The organism is Bifidobacterium indicum, assembly GCF_036987015.1.
GTDB lineage: Bacteria > Actinomycetota > Actinomycetes > Actinomycetales > Bifidobacteriaceae > Bombiscardovia > Bombiscardovia indica.
This window is the reverse complement of record NZ_BTXM01000001.1, coordinates 840,787-860,731: the sequence shown is the minus strand read 5'-3', so window position 1 is coordinate 860,731 and position 19,945 is coordinate 840,787. Positions and strand designations below refer to the sequence as shown.

General features: G+C 62.8%; 17 protein-coding genes and 1 riboswitch. Of the genes, 9 read left to right on the top strand and 8 right to left on the bottom strand.

What is annotated here, in order from left to right:
• Positions 1–3: 3 nt before the first annotated feature.
• The 5 genes from AACP59_RS03690 to AACP59_RS03670 form a co-directional block, all read right to left on the bottom strand.
• Positions 4–1,098 carry a vWA domain-containing protein gene (locus AACP59_RS03690; RefSeq protein ID WP_297316209.1) on the bottom strand — a complete coding sequence of 365 codons (1,095 nt, stop codon included), beginning with the start codon at positions 1,096–1,098 and terminating at the stop codon, positions 4–6.
• Entirely contained in the window at positions 1,098–1,628 is a 531-nt protein-coding gene (locus AACP59_RS03685; protein WP_339349920.1) for a hypothetical protein, read from the bottom strand. Before AACP59_RS03685 ends, AACP59_RS03690 begins: the two co-directional genes overlap by 1 nt.
• A complete protein-coding gene (locus AACP59_RS03680) occupies positions 1,625–2,602 on the bottom strand; it encodes a DUF58 domain-containing protein (protein WP_297316211.1) in 978 nt (325 codons plus the stop codon). The genes AACP59_RS03685 and AACP59_RS03680 overlap by 4 nt, the downstream gene beginning before the upstream one ends.
• Complete coding sequence (locus tag AACP59_RS03675) at positions 2,599–3,654, bottom strand: AAA family ATPase (protein ID WP_339349918.1); 1,056 nt, start codon at positions 3,652–3,654, stop codon at positions 2,599–2,601. The genes AACP59_RS03680 and AACP59_RS03675 overlap by 4 nt, the downstream gene beginning before the upstream one ends.
• Positions 3,655–3,733: 79 nt before the next feature.
• Positions 3,734–4,522, bottom strand: coding sequence for a uracil-DNA glycosylase (locus AACP59_RS03670; RefSeq protein ID WP_339349917.1), 789 nt, complete (start codon positions 4,520–4,522; stop codon positions 3,734–3,736).
• Positions 4,523–4,644: 122 nt separating this feature from the next.
• Between AACP59_RS03670 and AACP59_RS03665 the strand changes: the two genes are divergently transcribed.
• From AACP59_RS03665 to groL, 3 genes are all read left to right on the top strand, one after another.
• Positions 4,645–5,271, top strand: coding sequence for a LytR C-terminal domain-containing protein (locus AACP59_RS03665; protein WP_339349916.1), 627 nt, complete (start codon positions 4,645–4,647; stop codon positions 5,269–5,271).
• 165 nt (positions 5,272–5,436) lie between these two features.
• Complete coding sequence (locus tag AACP59_RS03660; RefSeq protein ID WP_297316215.1) at positions 5,437–5,640, top strand: cold-shock protein; 204 nt, start codon at positions 5,437–5,439, stop codon at positions 5,638–5,640.
• 363 nt (positions 5,641–6,003) lie between these two features.
• The gene (gene groL, locus AACP59_RS03655; protein WP_297316216.1) at positions 6,004–7,620 is read left to right on the top strand and encodes a chaperonin GroEL; all 1,617 of its coding nucleotides are present in this window, start codon (positions 6,004–6,006) and stop codon (positions 7,618–7,620) included.
• A 205-nt stretch (positions 7,621–7,825) separates the two neighbouring features.
• On the opposite strand, the gene AACP59_RS03650 is transcribed toward groL, so the two are convergent.
• Positions 7,826–8,119, bottom strand: a complete 294-nt coding sequence (locus AACP59_RS03650; RefSeq protein ID WP_339349914.1) for a WXG100 family type VII secretion target — start codon at positions 8,117–8,119, stop codon at positions 7,826–7,828.
• Positions 8,120–8,190: 71 nt separating this feature from the next.
• Between AACP59_RS03650 and AACP59_RS03645 the strand changes: the two genes are divergently transcribed.
• The 6 genes from AACP59_RS03645 to AACP59_RS03620 all read left to right on the top strand — a co-directional run bounded on the left by AACP59_RS03645 (position 8,191) and on the right by AACP59_RS03620 (position 16,418).
• Complete coding sequence (locus AACP59_RS03645) at positions 8,191–9,042, top strand: TPM domain-containing protein (RefSeq protein WP_339349913.1); 852 nt, start codon at positions 8,191–8,193, stop codon at positions 9,040–9,042.
• A gap of 162 nt (positions 9,043–9,204) precedes the next feature.
• Positions 9,205–9,960 carry a response regulator transcription factor gene (locus AACP59_RS03640; RefSeq protein ID WP_297316219.1) on the top strand — a complete coding sequence of 252 codons (756 nt, stop codon included), beginning with the start codon at positions 9,205–9,207 and terminating at the stop codon, positions 9,958–9,960.
• Between the two features lie 19 nt (positions 9,961–9,979).
• A complete protein-coding gene (locus AACP59_RS03635) occupies positions 9,980–12,025 on the top strand; it encodes a sensor histidine kinase (RefSeq protein WP_339349912.1) in 2,046 nt (681 codons plus the stop codon).
• A gap of 97 nt (positions 12,026–12,122) precedes the next feature.
• Positions 12,123–12,512 carry a cold-shock protein gene (locus tag AACP59_RS03630; RefSeq protein ID WP_297316221.1) on the top strand — a complete coding sequence of 130 codons (390 nt, stop codon included), beginning with the start codon at positions 12,123–12,125 and terminating at the stop codon, positions 12,510–12,512.
• Positions 12,513–12,583: 71 nt separating this feature from the next.
• Complete coding sequence (locus tag AACP59_RS03625) at positions 12,584–13,633, top strand: DUF3027 domain-containing protein (RefSeq protein WP_339349911.1); 1,050 nt, start codon at positions 12,584–12,586, stop codon at positions 13,631–13,633.
• Between the two features lie 136 nt (positions 13,634–13,769).
• Complete coding sequence (locus tag AACP59_RS03620; protein WP_297316223.1) at positions 13,770–16,418, top strand: ATP-dependent Clp protease ATP-binding subunit; 2,649 nt, start codon at positions 13,770–13,772, stop codon at positions 16,416–16,418.
• Between the two features lie 188 nt (positions 16,419–16,606).
• On the opposite strand, the gene AACP59_RS03615 is transcribed toward AACP59_RS03620, so the two are convergent.
• Entirely contained in the window at positions 16,607–19,075 is a 2,469-nt protein-coding gene (locus AACP59_RS03615) for an energy-coupling factor transporter ATPase (RefSeq protein WP_339352922.1), read from the bottom strand.
• A 48-nt stretch (positions 19,076–19,123) separates the two neighbouring features.
• The gene (locus AACP59_RS03610; RefSeq protein ID WP_370465960.1) at positions 19,124–19,735 is read right to left on the bottom strand and encodes an ECF transporter S component; all 612 of its coding nucleotides are present in this window, start codon (positions 19,733–19,735) and stop codon (positions 19,124–19,126) included.
• A gap of 4 nt (positions 19,736–19,739) precedes the next feature.
• A riboswitch (FMN riboswitch) is annotated at positions 19,740–19,874 on the bottom strand.
• Positions 19,875–19,945 lie beyond the last annotated feature (71 nt).

Below are 19,945 nucleotides of genomic sequence, written 5' to 3'. Positions count from 1 at the left end.
TGTTCACCGCTTCAGCCTCCAGACCAGAATCAGGTATCCACCCAGGGCCAGGCTCATGGCCAGGACCCACCAGCCGGGGGAGTCCACCAGGCTGGACTGTCTGACGGTACCCGGGTCGCCCCCGTGTCGTCGCTCGATCTGCCGGACCAGGGAGGCGATGGAGTCACCGTTCTGCTGGACCAGGAAGATGCCCTGATGCGATTCGATCAGGCGACGCATCTCCTGGGTGCTCTCGTCCGAGAGGCTCTCCTTGGGGCCCGAGTAGAGACCATCCACGGCAATCCCGGTCCTGGCGGTCAGTTTGAGCGCCTCCTCCAGGGTGTAGGTGGGTTTGCCCGAGGTTACGTTGTCGGTGGCCAGAACCACCGAGGCGGCGCGGTCCTCGGCCTCCTCGCCCCTTCCTGACTCCTTGGTGGTGAAGCCGGGCAGGAGGGCGGCACAGCCGACCAGACCATCACCGATCAGGGAGGTGACATCCTTCCGGTTCTGGGTGCCCTCCAGCCAATCGCTGATGTCCTGGTACTGTTTATCGCTCATCTTGTCGATCTGGTCCTGGGACTGGACCCCCTTGAGGATCCGGTTGGCCCTGCGCAGTTCCTTGGTGACCATGTCGTAGTCGTCGGTCAGGGGGAAGACGGTCCGTGATGTGGAGTTGAAGATGCTCAGGGCGATTCGTTCCCCCTTGAACCTTCCGACCAGGTCCAGGTAGGAGACCAGGACCTCCCGGTCGTAGGGGAGGGTGGATCCGGAGACGTCCAGGCAGAGGACGATATCCCGGCTGTGCCCGGTTTCCTCGGTCGTATCTACGGTTGAGGGGCGCCCTGCCAGACAGATGCCGGCCAGGAGGGTCAGGACCAGAAGGAGACAGGCCAACCGGCCCAGGTTGCGCCACTGGTGGAAGAGACGGATGCCGGCCTCGGTGTTGAGGTCCTCATCCAGGCTCCAGACCTCGATGCGGGATCGCTCGTCTTGACCGGACTGCCTGGCCCGGTTCCGTCTGGCCTCCATCCAGAGGACCGCCAGGACCACCCCTATTGCAAGAACCAGGCCCAGGGCCATGATCCAGGGCCAACGCCAGGTCACCCGACCGATGTTCATCAGCGCCACCTTTCGATCAGGGACCGCACCCAGTTGGCGGCCTCATCCACGCCGACGGTGTCGCTGGCGGTAACGCTTGCCGGAGAGGCGAATTCAGGGGGGTAGAGGGCATCGATGGTCTGACGGAGGAGGTCCAGGCCCTGTGAGGTGCTGTTGGTCCTGGGCTGGGTCTTGATTTCGGTCAGGGTCTTCGTGCTCATGTCCTGGTTCCAGGACTGGGAGGCGAATCGTCGGGCTATTCCCGCCAGGTCCTTCATGGCCTGGTCCCGGGTCAGTCTGCCGTCCCCATGGTCGGCCACCACCTGGTCGATTTGTCGCAGCCAGTCTTTTTTGGGGCTGACCGATGTATGGTTCCCCCTCTGGTCCTGGCCCCTTCTGTGGAACCTGGGTAGGAAGATGGCCAGGGCGATGGTCAGGACGGTCAGGAAAATGCAGGTCAGGGTAAGGCTGAGAAGCCACCTGGGTTCCTCCATGAAGGGAAGCGGCTGCATCTGCTGGGCGAGTATCGGTTGGTTCTGCATGCTTGTCACCGACCCGACCTCCCGGATATGGGAGCGGTGGTCGGACCCGCCGCGGAACGCCTGGCCGAATATCCGGCGGAAACCGTGGGGAGGGTGATCGACAGGAGGTGGATGAACTGTTCGAACATGGCCTGACTGGATTCGGCACGGACCAGGGTGGAACCGCTCCGCGCCAGTTCATGCCGCAGGGCCGCCGCCACATACCCACGGTGGACCGCCACTTCCTGGCCGGTCCGTTCGGTCCGGAGGAAGGCCGGAACCTTGCGTCCCGACTGTGCCTCAAGGATGGGGCCCAGGTCTTCCTCCGGACGGAGAGGGTTGAGTAGGCGGACCGAGGCCAGGCTCAGTGGGTGGGTCTGGGTCAGTCGACGAATCGTGGCCAGATGGTCCTCGTGCAGGGCGGTCTCGTCCGTGGCCAGGACCAGGAGGGCGTGTCGATCCCGGATCTTGAGGGCAAAATCCAGGAGGGCCCCGATGTTTCTGGAATCACTCCGGCGGTTCATGACGGCACGATCCAAGGTCTGTTCGAACCGGGCGAATCCTCCGCGGCAGGGTATGCGGGTGATGGTGGAACTGTCGGCCAAAACCAGACAGACCTCGTCGGAACGTCTCAGGGAGAGGGCTGCGAACATGCAGAGGGCATTGGCCGCCACCTGGATGGCCTCTTCCCCGCTGGGGCAGTTTCCGGTCATCTCGCGTCCCACGTCGAGGAGGAGCCAGACCTTGCTGGTCAGCTGTCGATCCTTGTCGACCACCATGGGCCTACCGGTCTTGGCGCTGGATTTCCAGTCGATCAGCCGGGTCTCGTCGCCGGGTTCGTAGGTTCGGATTCCGGCGATGTCGTAGCCGTTTCCCCGCATTACCGAGGGGTGTTCTCCCTCGAGGATACCCATGGCCTTGCGCACGGTCGGCAGGCTCATGCTGGACCCCAGCGCTTCGATTCGCCTCCGGACCGGGTCCCGGTGCCCAAGGTCATGGATCATGGTACGGGTACCGTTTCCAGGATTGTATCGACGATGTCGTCGCTGCTGACCCCGTCGGCCATGGCCTCGAAGGTGAGCAGGATGCGGTGGCGGAGGACCTGGTGGGCGAATCCTTTCAGGTCTTCGGGAACCACGAAGTCACGGCCGCTGATCAGGGCGTGGGCCTGACCGATGCGAATCAGGGCGATCGAGGCCCTGGGGCTGGCACCGAGACGGACCTGTGAGGAAAGACCCTGAATGGGTTTGGGGCCGTCGCCGCGGCTGGTGGCCGCCAGATCGACCGCATACCGCATGATCGGCTCGGCCACGTGGACCCGACGTGCGCTGCGACGGAGGAACTCCACGTCGGCGATGGTCAGCCTGCCCTGGTCGTCGGCCAGGGGCATGTCGGTGCCCCGGCTGGCCAGGAGCTGGAGCATCCGGGTTTCCTGGTCCGTGTCCGGGTAGGTCATGACGGCCTTGAGCATGAACCTGTCCATCTGGGCCTCGGGCAGGTTGTAGGTGCCCTCCTCCTCGATGGGGTTCTGGGTGGCGATGACCATGAAGGGCTGGGGAAGGTCGATCCGCTGCCCGCCGATGGTGGTGGCCCCCTCCGCCATGGCCTCCAACATGGCCGACTGGGTCTTGGCGTTGGAGCGGTTGATCTCGTCAAGGAGGACGAAGTTGGCGTGGATGGGTCCCAGCTTGGTGGAGAAACGTTGGTTGGAGAAGTCATAGACCTGGGTGCCCACCAGGTCGGAGGGCATCAGGTCTGGGGTGCACTGGACCCGCTTGAAGCTGCCTGAGACCGATGTGGCCAGGGTCTGGGCGGCAGTGGTCTTGGCCAGGCCCGGCACGGACTCGATCAGGATGTGCCCCGAGGCCACCAGGGTCACGATCAGCGCCTCGCGCAGTCCCTCCTGGCCAACCAGGTTTTTGGCGAACCGGGTTCGAATCCGGTCGACCAGCTGTCGGGAACGTTGCAGGTCGTCGCTGCTGACCAGGGTCGTGGCCTGGCCCCGATGGGGCTGGACCGGTTGCTGTGCACTTGGTCTTGGTGGGAATAAAGCCATAGGTGCCATGGTAATGGTCTTTCCTGACGAGGAGGGCGAAGGCCACCTTGGATGGCCCCCTGCCGGGGAGGGGCCGGACTCAGGTCAGGGACCAGTCGATTGGCTCTGCCCCCATGCTTTCCAGGGCCTGGTTGGCCTTGGAGAAAGGCTTGGACCCGAAGAAACCATACCTGGCCGACATGGGGCTGGGATGGGGGGACTTGATGATGGCGGCCCTGGTCAGCAGGGGCTCCAGGCTCTGCGCCTGCCGTCCCCAGAGGATGGCCACCAGGGGGAGGGGTCGGCCTTGTGCATCCTGCCGGTCGTTCAGGGCCCGGATGGCCTCGTCGGTGATCTCCTCCCACCCCCTGCCGCGGTGGCTGGCGGGTTTGCCCACGCGCACGGTCAGGCACCTGTTGAGGAGCATGACACCACGTCGGGTCCAGGGTGTCAGGTCACCGTTGGAGGGGGTGGGCAGGCCCAGGTCATCGTTCAGTTCCGTGTAGATGTTGCGCAGGGAACCCGGGATGGGGCTGACTGCCGGATCCACGCAGAAGCTGAGACCGACCGGGTTGCCGGGGGTGGGGTAGGGGTCCTGGCCGACGATCAGGACCTTGATGGAATCGAAGGGGATGGTGAAGGCCCGGAGGATGTTCTTGCTGGCGGGCAGGTAGGGGTGCCCTTGGGCCAGCTCCTGGCGCAGGAAATCACCCATGCGGTGGATGTTCGGTTCCACCGGGGCCAGTGCCGTGGCCCAGCCTGGATCGACCAGTTCGGCCAGGGGTTTGCGGGAGGTGTGCCCCTGTTCCCGGGGGATGGTCTGATGGGTGGTCTCCGAACCTGACCGTGACTCGCCCGAGGGGAAGTGGAATGGCTGGTCTGTGTTCATGTGGCCACTATAACGCGTCGGGGAATCGTGAGGACCGGTCGGGTTCCATCCGGTCATGACCTGACTGCCCGCTAGGCTTTACATATAATAGTGCCGGGTTCAGGTGAGCAGAGGAGTGTTTTATGGCTAGCAATCAGGTCGATCAGGCCGACAAGTCGCCCCAGGGCCAGGATGAATTCGACAATCCTCCCAGAGGGCCGGTCGGTGTGCATCGTGGTCCCAAGTCCTTGGGTGTCCGGGCCCTGCCGTACCTGATTGTGGTTCTTCTCGCGGTAGTGTGTGGTATCGGTGTTTGGGCCGGTGTCAGCGGGATCCTTCCCTGGCAGCAGCAGAAGCCGACATCCACCACCCAGGTCATCAGGAAGCCTTCCGCCAGCAAGGACTCCACATCCACGCCGAGCGAGAGGAACGAGGCCACCACGGCCCCGTCCACGCCGCCCGCCCAGACGCCAAGTCAAACGTCTCCCACGCCGGCTCCGGTGGTCAACAGGAACACCCAGGTCCTGGTCGTCAACGGCACCCGAACCAGTGGATATGCGGCCAGCAAACGCCAGGTCCTGGTCAATGCCGGCTATGGGGCTGTCACTGCCAGCAATCCGACCGGGAACCTGCCTGCCGCCAATGTGGTCCGGTATCAGAATGAGGCCGACAAGGCCACCGCTCAGGATGTGGCCAACCAGCTCGGCATCGCCCAGGTGGAGCAGTCCGCCGCTGCCGGAAGCCCCATTGAGGTCGTCCTTGTCCAGTAGTGGCCCTGTCTCGAATACCCATAGATGGGCGGTACGGGTCTCACAGTCTGATATTTTGAATTGGCGTTTCTTCCATTGGTTGTCATATACTGGGCGTGCCGACCAGACAGATACGGTCAGTCTCGTATCTGCTGTGACGCGGCACCTATGTTAAGGAAGTTAGTTATGGCACAAGGCACTGTGAAATTCTTCAGCGCTGGCAAGGGTTACGGATTCATCAACCCCGACGATGGCGGGGAGGATGTCTTCGTTCACTATTCGGCTATTCAGTCGGATGGGTTCAAGACCCTTGATGAGGGAGATAAGGTCGAATATCAGGTTGAGCAGGGCCCCAAGGGTCTTCAGGCAACCGAGGTCACCAAGATCTGATTGTCGTTCTGAATTCGTCTTTCCTAAGGCCCTGGTCTGACCGGGGTCTTTTTTATGCCATGGTCCGTCCTTTCCATCCGCTCGTATCCGTGGGCCGCAGACGGCAATCTGCGCGTCTGCTTGATATTGCCGCGCCAGGCCGCGGAATTGTCCGATTCCTGCCGCCCCATTCCAATATTCCCTTTGCTGAAGTTTCTAGCCAGAAGCATATTTACCCATCCATGTTGGCACTCTGGGGGTTCGAGTGCTAATCTGCTGAATTAGCACTCGAGGTGTTGGAGTGATAACGAGGCAGCTGACGGCTTCGCCCATTCCGCATCGACGGTGGGTCATATACCTCAAGCCATTACGGAGGAAGCAACGATGGCAAAAATCATTGAGTATGACGAGGAAGCTCGTCAGGGAATGCTGGCCGGCCTGGACAAGCTGGCCGACACGGTCAAGGTCACTCTGGGGCCCAAGGGCCGCAACGTGGTCCTGGACAAGTCCTACGGGGCACCGACCATCACCAACGATGGTGTCTCCATCGCCAAGGAGATCGACCTGGAGGATCCTTACGAGCGCATCGGCGCCGAGCTGGTCAAGGAAGTCGCCAAGAAGACCGATGACGTTGCAGGCGACGGCACCACGACCGCAACGGTCCTGGCCCAGTCCCTGGTCCACGAGGGTCTGAAGAACGTGGCCGCCGGCTCCAACCCCATCGCCCTGCGTCGCGGCATCGAGAAGGCCGCTGACGCCATCGTCAAGGAACTGATCGCCCAGTCCAAGGACGTTGAGACCAAGGACCAAATTGCTGCCACAGCCACCATATCCGCCGGAGATCCCGAGATCGGCGCCGAAATCGCCGAGGCCCTGGACAAGGTCGGCCAGGATGGCGTGGTCACCGTCGAGGACAACAACCGCTTCGGCCTGGACCTGGAGTTCACCGAGGGCATGCGCTTCGACAAGGGCTACATCGCCCCTTACTTCGTCACCAACAACGATGAGCAGTCCGCCGTTCTGGATGACCCGTACATTCTGCTGACCTCGGGCAAGGTCTCCAGCCAGCAGGACGTGGTCCATATCGCCGAGCTGGTCATGAAGACCGGCAAGCCCCTGCTGATCGTGGCTGAGGACGTCGACGGTGAGGCACTGCCCACCCTGATCCTCAACAAGATCCGCGGCACCTTCAACTCCTGCGCCGTCAAGGCCCCTGGCTTCGGCGATCGCCGCAAGGCCATGCTGCAGGATATGGCCATCCTGACCGGTGCACAGGTCGTTTCCGATGAGCTGGGCCTGAAGCTGGACTCCATCGATATGAGCGTCCTGGGTACAGCCAAGAAGGTCATCGTCTCCAAGGATGAGACCACCATCGTCTCGGGTGGCGGTTCCAAGGACGAGGTCTCCGCCCGCGTGGCCCAGATCCGCGCCGAGATCGAGAACACCGATTCCGACTATGACCGCGAGAAGCTCCAGGAGCGTCTTGCCAAGCTGGCCGGTGGCGTGGCCGTCATCAAGGTCGGCGCGGCCACCGAGGTCGAGGCCAAGGAGCGCAAGCACCGCATCGAGGATGCCGTCCGCAACGCCAAGGCCGCAATAGAGGAGGGCCTGCTGCCCGGCGGTGGTGTCGCCCTGGTCCAGGCCGCTGCCAAGGCCGAGGAGTCCGTCAAGCTCGAGGATGACGAGGCCACTGGTGCCTCCATCGTCTTCCGCGCCATCGAAGCCCCCATCAAGCAGATCGCTGAGAACAGCGGTGTCTCCGGTGACGTTGTCATCAACAAGGTTCGTTCCCTGCCTGCTGGCCAGGGCTTCAACGCGGCCAACAACGAGTACCAGGACCTCCTGGAGGCCGGTGTGGCCGACCCCGTCAAGGTGACCCGTTCCGCCCTGCAGAACGCCGCCTCGATCGCCGGGCTCTTCCTGACCACCGAGGCTGTTGTCGCCAACAAGCCTGAGCCCCCGGCACCCGCTGCCCAGCCTCAGGCCGACATGGGCTACTGATAGCCCTGTGATGTGCCGGACCTGACCTGTGTCGGGACCCGGTTCTCATCCCGGTTGTATGCACAGACCGCCATTTCCCCGTTCGGGGGAGTGGCGGTCTGTTGTACATTGTGTCCCAGCAGAGGATCTGATTGCTTTGCGCCCCTGGGGGATGTGACGGGGTCTGCCGGGGAGGATCCCGGGCTATGTTCAGGCCTGCGCCCGGTCAGGAGCCGGAGAAGAGTCTGGTGGCTTGGTCCTCGGTATCCGAGTAAAGGGTGGACGCTTGGGTAAGGGCCGACTGGATACCCTCCAGAGCCTCCTCCATCTGCTGCTGGGAGGTTCTCCACCGCTCGGCGACCGTTCCGAATTGCGTGGCGGCGCCACCCGTCCAGACCCCCTGCAGGTTGTCGAGATTGGTGTACATACCCGACACGGCGTCGCGGATGGAGGCAACAGATGAGCTGACTGCCCCGGCGGCCGATTGAATCTCCTCCGAGTCGACTTGAAACTGTGGCATGATGGTCCTTTCTGTAGGTAAGTGGTGATGCCTGCGCGACACGGCAGGGAAGAACCACTACTCTGGACCATATGGCAGTTCAGCATGACGGTTTTCTTTCACGGAGCCATGTGGTCGAACGTGGCACTATCACCATGACGGGTTTCCCGGGTGGTCGCAGGGAGGGGTTGGTCCGTCTGGTCACCTCCCTCCTTACCCTGGTGGCGCTTGTCTTCCCTCTGGCCGGCGGTGTTGAAGCCGTCGCGGCGGAAGACCGGCAGGCCTCCGAGGAGGGAACCATCTCGGACCAGATCACCGATACCCAGAATCTCCTGGGGTCCGACGCCGGGTCGGTCGCCGATGCCGTCGAGTCCACCAAGGAGGAGACCGGTGTTTCGGTCCGTCTTCTGTATCTGCCTAGCTTCTATCAGAAAATGAAGCCCGAGGCCTGGGCCAAGCAGGTTTTGAGGTCCATGAAGCCAGCCCCCAATACGGTTCTCCTGGCAGTCGCCTCCCAGGATGGCAAGATGGTAGTGGCCGTCTCCAGCAACTCCGACGACTGGCTGAAGGATCAGAAGACCGTCGACCAGCTCTCCCAGGATGCCCTCGGGCCGATCAGCAAGGCCGGCAATCCGGACTGGGTCGGTTCCGCCAAGGCCTTGATGGACGGTATCTCACGGATCGACAGGGAGCGCAAACAGCATCGCCGAATCATCCTGATTGTCCTGATTGCTGTGGTGGTTGTGGTTCTGGCCCTTACCATGGCCGGGCTCGTCTGGTGGCTGAGGCGGAAGAACAGGAAGGCCGAGAGCGCAGCCGACGATTCAGGTGACCCGGATACCGGCAAGAGGTCTGGGAGCAGTACCGGCAGGGATTCTGAAACCAGGTCGGGTCCGGTGGCCGGGGATGACCCCGGCGATAAGCCGGGCGCTGAGACTGCATGAATCGAGGATCCATGTCGATGGCACTCCTGCCTTGGGGCTGCGGTCGACGTCGGGACTGGACCCGGCGCCGGATCGCCGGGTGGCTGCTTGGTTCCCACACATCTCCATGAGGTCCCAGTAGACTCTCAGATAATATTCAGGAAAGGGCGGCAGTCTTAGGACATGAGCAAAACACCCGAAGCACAACTGGTCGTGGTCGATGACGAGCCCTCCATCAGGGATCTTCTGGTGGCCTCACTTCATTTCGCCGGGTTCGAGGTCGCTACCGCAGCCTCGGGTTCCCAGGCCATTCAGGTCATCGAGAAGACCAGGCCGGATCTTATCGTCCTGGACGTGATGCTGCCTGATATCGACGGCTTTACGGTCACCTCCCGCATCCGTCAGGACGGGATCGATGCGCCGGTCCTCTTTTTGACCGCCCGGGACGATACCCAGGACAAGGTCATGGGGCTGACCGTGGGCGGGGACGACTACGTCACCAAGCCTTTCAGCCTGGAGGAAGTGGTCGCCAGGATCAAGGCCATCCTCCGCCGTACCCGGGAGCATGAGGAGGATGACCCCGTGATTCGGGTAGGTGACCTCGAAATCAATGAGGACTCCCACGATGTGACCCGGGCGGGTCAGTCCATCGACCTGAGTCCGACCGAGTACAAGCTCCTGCGTTACCTGATGGACAACGAGGGCAGGGTCCTGAGCAAGGCGCAGATCCTGGACCACGTCTGGCAGTATGACTGGGGAGGGGATGCGGCCATCGTCGAGTCGTACATCTCCTACCTGCGCAAGAAGGTGGACGGCATCAGGTTCAAGGACCAGGATGGCCACAGCCGCAAGGTAACCCCCCTGATCGAGACCAAGCGCGGCATCGGGTACATGATTCGCGGCCCCAGAAACGCCGCATCATCCCAGGCCGGAGACTGAGCCCGAACGGCGGCAGGACATGACGGCATCGGCATATGACGGGTCATCCACCAAAACCGGGGACACAAAGCGGGGTGGCGGACAAGCGCATCCCAATTCGCCCCTGGCCGGCATCCCCCTGAGCACCAAGCTGGTGGCCTCCATGCTGATTCTCCTCATCGTGGGTACGGTAGGCATCTCGGTGGCCATCTGCCAGATGGCCGATGACTACCTTATGAAAAAGACCGATACCCAGCTGATCCGTCAGGCCAAACTGGGCATCAGGAATGCAACCCTCCTCAAGCAGGAGGACCTGAGCAAGAGTGGGCTTGGGCCGACGGATTACTTCCTGCAGATCCGCGATGACCAGTTGCGGATCATCTCGGACGATCTGAACCCCATGCAGTTCAATGGGGCCATCTCCAGACCCAAACTGCCCGATGACGGTACCATGGGGTCCATTCCCCTGGGGCAGCCGACCACGGTTCCCGCCTATGTACGGGTGGATGGGAAATCCTCACCCGACCGGGATTCGCTTAAGCGGGCCCGGGCCTCCTGGCGGGTCGTGGCCATGCAGTGGAGCCTCCACAGCGACATAGACGACTCCGACATCAGCGGGGTCCTCTACATCGGCCTGTCCATGAGCGACCAGGATGAGGCCGTCCATGCCCTGACCACCTTCTGCCTGGTCATTTCCGTGATCGTGGTCCTCCTTGGCGGGGTCATATCGGCCCTCCTGATCCAATCCACACTGGTTCCCCTGAAGCGGATAGAAAAGACGGCTGCCATGGTTGCCGCCGGCAACCTCCACCAGCGGATCCCCAGTTTCCCGGAGAACACCGAGGTCGGCTCCCTGGCCGCCTCCCTGAACGTCATGCTGGCACGCATCGAGCAGTCCTTCGACGAACAGAAGCAGACCACGGAGAAGATGAAACGGTTCGTCTCCGATGCCAGCCACGAACTGAGGACCCCCCTGGCCGCCATCCACGGGTACGCCGAACTGTACCGGATGCAGCGCGCCTATCCGGGGGCCCTGGAACGGGCCGACGAGTCGATCAAGCACATCGAGGATTCCAGCAGCCGCATGGCCGACCTGGTCTCCGATCTCCTTTCCCTGGCCAGGCTGGACGAGGGGAGGGGGATCAACACCACCCTGCTGGTCGACGTGACCGGGCTGGTCAGGGATTCCATGGATGACCTCCACGCCCTGGACCCGGAACGTCGGGTCACCTGCGGTTCCATCATGGTGGGCACCGAGGTGTCCGCGGATTCGTCCCAACCGCTGCAGGATACCCAGGGAAAGGCCGCAGGCAGGGGACACGCCTGGTCCAGGCCCGTCAACCATGTCGGGTCGGTCACCGTTCTCTCCCTTCAGGAAGGTCCCCTGCCCGCAATCGAGATTCAAGGGGACCCCAACCGCCTGCGTCAGGTGGTGACCAACATCGTGGGGAACATCCACCGGTATACCCCGGCCGATTCCCCGGTCCAGGTCTCCATGGGGCTGCTCCACGCGGTCATCACCCCGGAGGCCATGACCAGGTTGGGATCCGACCAGAAGGCCATGTCCCACTTCCTGGATGCCGTCCAAGTGGCGCAGAACAGCCATTTGGGTACACCCTATCTTGTTCTGCGCTTTGTCGACCACGGCCCTGGGGTACCGAAGGAGGCTCGGGCCAGGCTGTTTGAACGTTTCTACACAGCCGATCCCTCCAGGGCACGTGAAAAGGGAGGAACGGGACTGGGGCTGGCCATCGTCCAATCCATCGTCAAGGCCCATCACGGCATGATCTGCGCGGAGGAGACACCCGGTGGCGGATTGACCTTCACCATGGCCATCCCGCAGGGGCAGGTCCGGGTCGGTCGGCAGACCACAGAGTCTCCGGGGAAGACCCTTGTCGGGCAGGAGCATTCCGCACCGAATGGGTCGGCCCATCCCACCCAGATCCGGCCATTCCGGCCTGAGGCTACGACTCGGCCTGAGTCTCCTGCTCAGTCTGAATCCCAGGCCCGGTCTGAGTCCTCTGCTCAGTCTGAGTCCCAGGTCCGGTCCGGCGTTCCGGCCCGGGACGATACGCCTTTGACGTGATGGCCCCACTTGCGCGGGCCATTGGGATAGACTGGATGGGTATGCAGCAAGGCCGGTAACACGGTCCGGAGTCATCCAGTGAGGAAGTGCCAGACTTATGCCCAGTGGGAGAGTGCGTTGGTTTGATGCCAATCGAGGGTTCGGTTTCATTACGGACGATCAGGGTCAGGACGTCTTCCTGCCCGCTTCCGCACTGCCCGCCGGTGTCTCCACGATCCGCAAGGGTGCCCAGGTTGACTTTTCCGTTGCAGAAGGACGCAAGGGTCCCCAGGCTCTAGACCTGAAACTGGTGGGTTCCGCCCCCTCGATCGTCAAGGCCACCCGGCCCACCCCGGATGACATGGCAGCCATTGTCGAGGATCTCATCAAGCTGCTGGATTCCGCGGGCAACGGTCTGCGGCGACATCATTATCCCGCCCCGGCGGAGTCGAAGAAGCTGGCCACCCTCCTGAGGGCCGTGGCGGACGACTTCGACGTGCCCGCCTGAACCGTGGCAGGGCGACAAGGGACCTGGGGCCGGCTCGATGCCGGACCCACCAGATTATGAAGGTGTGATACATGGCAGAAGCGGACCTCAATCCCGAGGAATTGGCTAGGAATGTGGCCTTGAGTGTGGCCTCCAGGAGTTCTGAGGTGGGCGATTTCATCGTCAGCCTCAAGCTTGAGGATGAGGTGTACGACTACCGGTTTGACTCCCATATCAAGGGGTACGAGGGCTGGCAGTGGTCCGTAACCCTCTACCATGACCAGGATGCCGGGATCTGGACCGTCGACGAGTCCTCCCTGGTCCCGTCGGCTGAGGCCCTCCAGCCACCCAGGTGGATTCCATGGAAGGACCGCCTTCTCCCTTCGGACCTGAGCGTGACCGATGCCATGGGGACCGACCCCGATGATCCGCGCCTGGTCAAGGGGTATGTGGCGCCGAAGGTCGACCAGCCGGCCAAGCAAAAGCCGTCGGATGGTGAGGCCGCACCGGATTCGCAGGAGATTGCGGGTCAGGATACGGAGTCGGAAGCTGGTTGGGAGTCCGATGCCGGGGACGAACGCGATGGCGACCAGGAATCCGGTGCCATCTTCCGGATTGTAGACGAGTCCGATGCCGCCCGGTCGGATCAGGATACGGCATCGGAGCAGGAAGCGGACGAGAATTCCCGGACCTCGGAGGAGGACCTGGATGAGGTCGTTGACGAGTTGGCCCTGAGCCGCCGCCACGTCATGACCGCCGAGGCCCGTGCGGCGACCGCCAAGCGCTGGTACGAGGGGCAGCACGGTCCCAAGTCCCTGTCCACCCGCACGGCCAAGGGCAACGCCTGTGGGACCTGCGGGTTCATGGTTCCCCTCAAGGGGGAACTGGGCACCATGTTCGCGGTCTGCGCCAACCGATGGAGCCCCGATGACGGCCGGGTGGTCTCCCTTGACCATGGATGTGGTGAGCACTCGGAGATCCAGCCCCAGGAGGAGACCCATCTCTGGGTCCAGTCCCAGCCGGCCTTCGATGACCTTCATATCGACGTGGTCCGTCAGAAGCCCTGGGAGGAACGCCCCGAGGTGGAGCTGATGGAGGAGCTGACCTCCGATGAGGATGAGGCGGACCTCGATCAGGACTGACGAGGCTCCGTGTGGTAGACCCTGCCAAGGCTTGATATTGCAACGTTTTGCGTTCAGAGCGCAATCAAGGGCGGGCCGTGAATAAACGTCACCGCAAATCTGTAGAGTGAGGTACAGATCAAAGGGAAGGACAAGTATGTTCGAACGGTTTACCGACCGTGCGCGGCGGGTGATTGTGCTGGCACAGGAAGAGGCCCGCACCCTTCAGCACAATTACATCGGCACAGAGCACCTCCTGCTGGGCCTGATTCGGGAGGGCGACGGCGTTGCCGCCAAGGCCCTGGCATCCAAGGGTGTTGAACTGGATGCAACCCGCAAGCAGGTCGAGGAGATGATCGGCAAGGGCAATGCCGCCCCCAATGGGCATATACCCTTCACGCCGCACGCCAAGCAGGTGCTGGAGCTCTCGCTGAGGGAGGCCCTGCAGCTGGGGCACTCCTACATTGGCACCGAGCACATCCTCCTGGGGCTTATCCGTGAGGGCGAGGGTGTCGGCACCCAGGTCCTGATCAAGATGGGTGTGGATCTGGGCGACCTGCGTACCGCCACCATCGATATGATCCGCGGCAACCATGAGGGTGGAGAGGCCGGCAAGGGCGACCTGGCCAACGCCGGCGGCGTCCAGAACAAGGGTGGCCAGACGGGTTCCGCCATCCTGGACCAGTTCGGTCGCAACCTGACCCAGGAGGCGGCCGAGGGCAAGCTCGACCCTGTCATCGGACGCTCCAATGAGATCGAACGGGTCATGGTGGTCCTGTCCAGGCGCACCAAGAACAACCCGGTCCTGATCGGCGAGCCCGGCGTGGGCAAGACGGCCGTGGTCGAGGGCCTGGCCCAGAAGATCCATGAGGGTGATGTCCCCGAGACGCTCAAGGGCAAGCAGGTCTATTCGCTGGACCTGGGGTCCATGGTGGCCGGTTCGCGTTACCGTGGCGACTTCGAGGAGCGCCTGAAGAAGGTCCTCAAGGAGATCAAGACCCGCGGCGACATCATTCTGTTCATCGATGAGATCCACACCATCGTCGGGGCCGGTTCGGCAGACGGCGCCCTGGGTGCCTCCGACATGCTCAAGCCCCTCCTGGCCCGTGGTGAACTCCAGACCATCGGTGCCACCACCACCGACGAGTACCGCAAGTACATCGAGAAGGACGCGGCCCTGGAGCGGCGCTTCCAGCCCATCCAGGTCTCCGAGCCCACGATTGCCCAGACCATCGAGATCCTCAAAGGGCTGCGTGGACGCTATGAGCACCATCATCACGTCACCATCACGGACAAGGCCCTCCAGTCGGCCGCGGAGCTTTCCGCCCGTTACATCCAGGACAGGAACCTGCCCGACAAGGCCATCGACCTGATCGATGAAGCGGGCGCCCGCCTGCGCATCAAGCGTCTGACCGCACCGCCCGAACTCAAGGAGCTGGACGTCAAGGTCGACAAGGTGTCGGCCCAGAAGGACCAGGCCATCAAGGACCAGGACTTCGAGAAGGCGGCCGAACTGCGCGACAGGCAGGAGAAGCTGGAGTCCGAGCGCAAGGAGAAGGAAGAGGCCTGGCGTCAGGGGGAGTCCGACGTCAAGATGGTCGTGGATGAGGACGTGATCGCCGAGGTGGTCTCCTCGACCACCGGTATCCCGGTCTTCAAGCTTACCCAGGCGGAGTCCAAGAAGCTTCTCGGCATGGAGAAGGAACTGCATAAGCGGATCATCGGTCAGGATGAGGCCGTTTCCGCCCTCTCACGTTCCATTCGTCGTACCCGTGTGGGATTGAAGGATCCCAAGCGTCCTGCCGGTTCCTTCATCTTCGCAGGTCCCACCGGTGTGGGCAAGACCGAGCTGGCCAAGGCGCTGGCACAGTTCCTCTTTGATGATGAGGATGCCTTGATTCGCGTCGACATGTCGGAGTTCTCCGAGAAGTACGCGGCCTCCAGACTCTTCGGGGCCCCTCCGGGGTATGTCGGATATGAGGAGGGTGGCGAACTGACGGAGAAGGTCCGCCGCAAGCCTTTCTCCGTGGTTCTTTTCGATGAGATCGAGAAGGCCCACCCGGACATCTTCAACACCCTCCTGCAGGTCCTTGATGATGGACATCTGACCGATGGACAGGGACGGACGGTGGACTTCAAGAACACCATCATCATCCTGACCACCAACCTGGGTACTCGGGACATCGCCAAGTCCGCAAACACGGGCTTCAATGCATCGGGTGATACGGAGACCTCCTACCAGCGGATGAAGGACCAGGTGACGAGCGAGCTCAAGCAGCAGTTCCGACCGGAGTTCCTGAACCGTCTGGATGACATCATCGTCTTCCAGCAGCTGACCGAGCCCCAGGTCCGGCAGATCGTGGATCTCGATGTCAGCCAGCTCAATGACCGCCTGTTCGAGCGTCACATGTCCCTGGAGCTGAGCGACAAGGCCAAGGATCTTCTGGCTGAGAAGGGCTTCGATCCCCTCCTGGGAGCCAGGCCCCTGCGTCGTGTCATCCAGCGTGACATCGAGGATGCCATCTCGGAGAAGATTCTCATGGGCGAACTCAAGGACAACGAGTCCGTTCGAGTCGATGCCGAAGGCGAGGGTATCCTGGGCGAGTTCACTTTCCAGGGTGTGCCCTTCGAGGACAAGGACGAGGACGGCTCCGAGCGGAACGAGCCTGAACTGGTCGGAGCCCCCTTGGCTTCCTCGGCCCCTGACACCCCTGACAAGGCCGGTGCCCGGAGGACCGAGCAGCCCGACGTGGACTCCCCGGATGATTCGGGTGATGATGCTGTTGGGAGCCCGACCCGGGAGTGATGGTAGCCATCTGCTGACCACCATGGTTTCCCTGCATTCGTAAGGAAGGGCAGGAGTCGGCAAAGAGGGCGGAACCGAAAGGTTCTGCCCTCTTTTTGCATAGGAGACCCTGGTTTTCTCCTTGGCACCGGAAGCCGTCGGCTTCTTTCGCTACGTCTGCGGACAAGAGGGAGCACCGGCCCCTGTGGTCAGATGACGATCAGGACCACAAGGAGGACGAAGTAGATCACGACCAGACCCATGAACCCATAGTCGGTGCCCTGCAGGTGCGATTCCCGATAGTGTGTGCGGCCCTGGCCCCCCCGGTAGGCCCGGGCGTCCAATGCCTGTCCAAGGTTGTCGGCATGGCGGAGGGCGGCGGCGAAGACCGGGACCACGATGGACACCATGGCGCGGGTCCGGCTGGACAGGTTGCCGCTTTCGACGCTGCCGCCCCTGGCCGCCTGGGCCTCCCGGATGGCCTGCATTTCACCGACCAGGGTGGGGATGAACCGCAGGGCCAGGGAGAGGACCAGCGATATCTCGCTGGTGTGGATACCCAGACGGCTTAGGGGGGAGAGGAGGGATTCGAAGGCATCGGTCATCCGGGTCGGGGTGGTGGTCATCAGGAGGAGGGCCCCCAGGAGGAGGACCAGACCGAACCGGCAGGAGTAGACCAAGGCGGTCCTGAGTCCCTGGTCGGTGACGATCAGGGGGCCCCATCGGGCCAGGATGGTACCCTCCCTGGTCACCAGGAGGTTGAGGAGGGCGACCACCGCCATGAGGGCCAGGAGACCACTGACCGATTTGAGCAGTTTCAGGGGAGAGATCCGGGCGGCGAGGATGATGGCCAGGGTGGTCAGGGCGCCCAGAATCAGCTGAGGTCCGGTGCCGATGCAGAAGGAGGTAACCATGAGCATGAGGAAGCAGACCATCTTGGCCCGCGGGTCCAGTCGCTCAACCAGGGAGGGCCGTCCCACCTGGTTTTCGCCCCCGGTGGCCGAAAGCGCCGAATCAGCCGGAACGGTCGTCTCTTCGCTTGCCATGGGAGCGCCCTGGGTCTGAAGTCCACGGTAATCCCGGAGCACCTCATCCACCCCGCCACGGGAAACCAGATGGCCCCGGTCCATGAGTATGGCCTGGTCGGCGAGCCGGCATACCTCCTCCTCGTCGTGGGTGATGAGGATGACGGTCACGCCCTGCTGGTGCAGGCCTTCCAGCATGGTTACGATGGTCTGTGCGGCCCGGGCATCCAGGCTTGCCGTGACCTCGTCCAGAACCAGGATCCGTGGAGAGGAGGCCAGGACCCCTGCTATGGCGACCAGGCGCTGCTGGCCTCCGGAAAGGTCGAAGGGGGACCTGTCCGACAGGTCCCCCAGTCCCAGCATGGAGAGGGCACGGTTGACGCGGCGCGTCACATCCTCTTTGTCGAAGCCGAGATTCCTGGGACCGTAGGCCACATCCTGGGCGACGGTTTCGGCAAAGAGCTGGTGTTCGGGTTTCTGCATCACATACCCCACCCGGTGTCGCAGCATCCGCAGCCGTTCCTTGGCCACCCGGCGACTGGTGGCCGCTCCCTCGCCGGCCAGGGTGATTCCGGCCACGGAGAGGTCACCCTCCTTGGGGGAGACCAGGGCGCAGATCAGCCGGGCCAGGGTGGACTTGCCAGAGCCATTGGGACCGAGAACCGCCAGGGTCTTTCCCTCTTCCAGGCTGAGGTCGAGGTGGTCAACCACGTTACGGTGCTTCTTATCGAAGCTGAAAGACAGGTTCTTGGCTGTTACGGCCGCTTCCTCCCCGCCTGGGGAACCGGTCCGACCACTGTCGGATGCATCCGTCCAGGTGTCGGGGGTACCGGACCTGGGGGCATCGCCATGTGATACAGGCATGTCGGCATCGAACATATCCCCGTGCAGTTCCTCCTGCAAGCGGGACAGCGACTCCTCCGGCGACCCGACGGTGACGATTCTGCCCCGGTCGAGCACAATCACCCTATCGGCGGCCCTGGCTTCGTCCAGGAGGTGGGTGATATTGACCACCGCCTTACCATGGGCGGCCATGTCGGCCATGATCGTGGCAATTTTCCGGCGCCCTGCAGAATCCAGCATGGCACCGGGCTCGTCCATGACCATCATGTCCGGGTGCATGGCCAGGGCCCCGGCGATGGCAACCCGTTGCTGCTGGCCTCCCGACATCCTGGTCGGGTCGGACCTGCGACGACCGGCCAGATTCACATACCGCAGGGCCTGGCTGACGGCCGCCTGCATGCAGGGCCGGGACATACCCCGATTCTCCGGTCCAAAGGCCACATCATCCTCGGCGACGGTGGTTACTATCTGGTCCTCCGGACTTTGGAAGACCATGCCAATGTGTTCCCTGGCCTGGCGGTAGGCTTCGGTATCAACCCGTTGACCGGGCGGCCGTGCCGAGTCGAAGACCACCCGCCCCATCAGTTCGATGCGCCCACGATCCGGAGCCAGGCTCCCGCTCAGGAGCCGGGCCAGGGTGGACTTGCCCGACCCGTTGGCACCGATGATGCAGGTCTGCTGACCGCGCCGGATCGTCAGGCTGACCTCGTCAAGGGCCCACGTCCTGCCCTGGTCATAGCTGAAGGAGACCCTGTCCAGGACGGCCAGGGGTTCTCTGCCGTCAGCGGCTTTCATCGCACCTTCGCTCACAACTTGTCCATTTCCAAAGGGAATAATCCTGCCCCGGTCCTTTGGGTTTCAGTCCTTGACCAGGTTCGAGATGGGCTTGTATATCAGGAAGGTGATTATGCCGTGGATGGTGAACTTGAGCAGGTTGAAGGGCAGAAGGACGGGGATGATCATGCCCAGGACCTGGTGGAAGCCCATGTGCGCGTAAATCGGGGTGATGACCAGGTTGCAGAGGAGTGCGGCCACCAGTCCCGTCACGGCCCCGACCAGGATGCCGATGACGGCACCCTTGCGGGAGTGGATCCGCTTGTAGATGAGGGAGGCCGGAAGGCCCAGGGCCAGGGCCACAATGATGGCGATCAGGGCGCCGAAGGGATTGCCGAATATATGGGGGAGGAATCCCAGGACCCCGACGATGGCGGCCGCCATGGGGCCGAAAGCGAACCCGGCGACCAGGACCACGATTCCCGAAGGGTCGTACTTCAGGAAGGGGGCGGCCGGGAAGATGGGGATGGACACATAACTCAGGACGATGGTCAGGGCCACGAACAGGGCGTACATGGCGATGCGACGGGTCGACCATCGACCTGAGACACCGCCCGCCGTGGAGTGGGCGTCAAAGGGTTCCGTCCCGGAGGTTTCCTGGTTCTGGTGATTTTCGGTATGCGAAAGCATGCCCATATGGGCCTCGTTTCTTCCATCCGGACTGTAACCGTTGGCTTCGGACTCTCACCGATATCAACCGCCTGGGCGGGTCGCGGGCTCCCGGCATGCAACCGGATACCGCCAGTAAGGACTTTCACCTTCCCTGAAACTGACGATTACAATCTAGCAGCGGTCCATGGGCAGGTCAAACCCCTGTCATGAAGGCGCATCCGATCCATGCCGCCT

Excerpts from the sequence above, each read along its gene's own strand:
- AACP59_RS03640 (WP_297316219.1), top strand. The coding sequence starts at position 9,205 with ATGAGCAAAACACCCGAAGCACAACTGGTCGTGGTCGATGACGAGCCC.
- AACP59_RS03650 (WP_339349914.1), bottom strand. The coding sequence starts at position 8,119 with ATGCCACAGTTTCAAGTCGACTCGGAGGAGATTCAATCGGCCGCCGGG.
- AACP59_RS03620 (WP_297316223.1), top strand. The coding sequence starts at position 13,770 with ATGTTCGAACGGTTTACCGACCGTGCGCGGCGGGTGATTGTGCTGGCA.
- AACP59_RS03610 (WP_370465960.1), bottom strand. The coding sequence starts at position 19,735 with ATGGGCATGCTTTCGCATACCGAAAATCACCAGAACCAGGAAACCTCC.
- AACP59_RS03680 (WP_297316211.1), bottom strand. The coding sequence starts at position 2,602 with ATGATCCATGACCTTGGGCACCGGGACCCGGTCCGGAGGCGAATCGAA.
- AACP59_RS03660 (WP_297316215.1), top strand. The coding sequence starts at position 5,437 with ATGGCACAAGGCACTGTGAAATTCTTCAGCGCTGGCAAGGGTTACGGA.
- AACP59_RS03675 (WP_339349918.1), bottom strand. The coding sequence starts at position 3,654 with ATGGCTTTATTCCCACCAAGACCAAGTGCACAGCAACCGGTCCAGCCC.
- AACP59_RS03690 (WP_297316209.1), bottom strand. The coding sequence starts at position 1,098 with ATGAACATCGGTCGGGTGACCTGGCGTTGGCCCTGGATCATGGCCCTG.
- AACP59_RS03625 (WP_339349911.1), top strand. The coding sequence starts at position 12,584 with ATGGCAGAAGCGGACCTCAATCCCGAGGAATTGGCTAGGAATGTGGCC.
- AACP59_RS03665 (WP_339349916.1), top strand. The coding sequence starts at position 4,645 with ATGGCTAGCAATCAGGTCGATCAGGCCGACAAGTCGCCCCAGGGCCAG.
- AACP59_RS03630 (WP_297316221.1), top strand. The coding sequence starts at position 12,123 with ATGCCCAGTGGGAGAGTGCGTTGGTTTGATGCCAATCGAGGGTTCGGT.
- AACP59_RS03670 (WP_339349917.1), bottom strand. The coding sequence starts at position 4,522 with ATGAACACAGACCAGCCATTCCACTTCCCCTCGGGCGAGTCACGGTCA.
- groL (WP_297316216.1), top strand. The coding sequence starts at position 6,004 with ATGGCAAAAATCATTGAGTATGACGAGGAAGCTCGTCAGGGAATGCTG.
- AACP59_RS03635 (WP_339349912.1), top strand. The coding sequence starts at position 9,980 with ATGACGGCATCGGCATATGACGGGTCATCCACCAAAACCGGGGACACA.
- AACP59_RS03645 (WP_339349913.1), top strand. The coding sequence starts at position 8,191 with ATGGCAGTTCAGCATGACGGTTTTCTTTCACGGAGCCATGTGGTCGAA.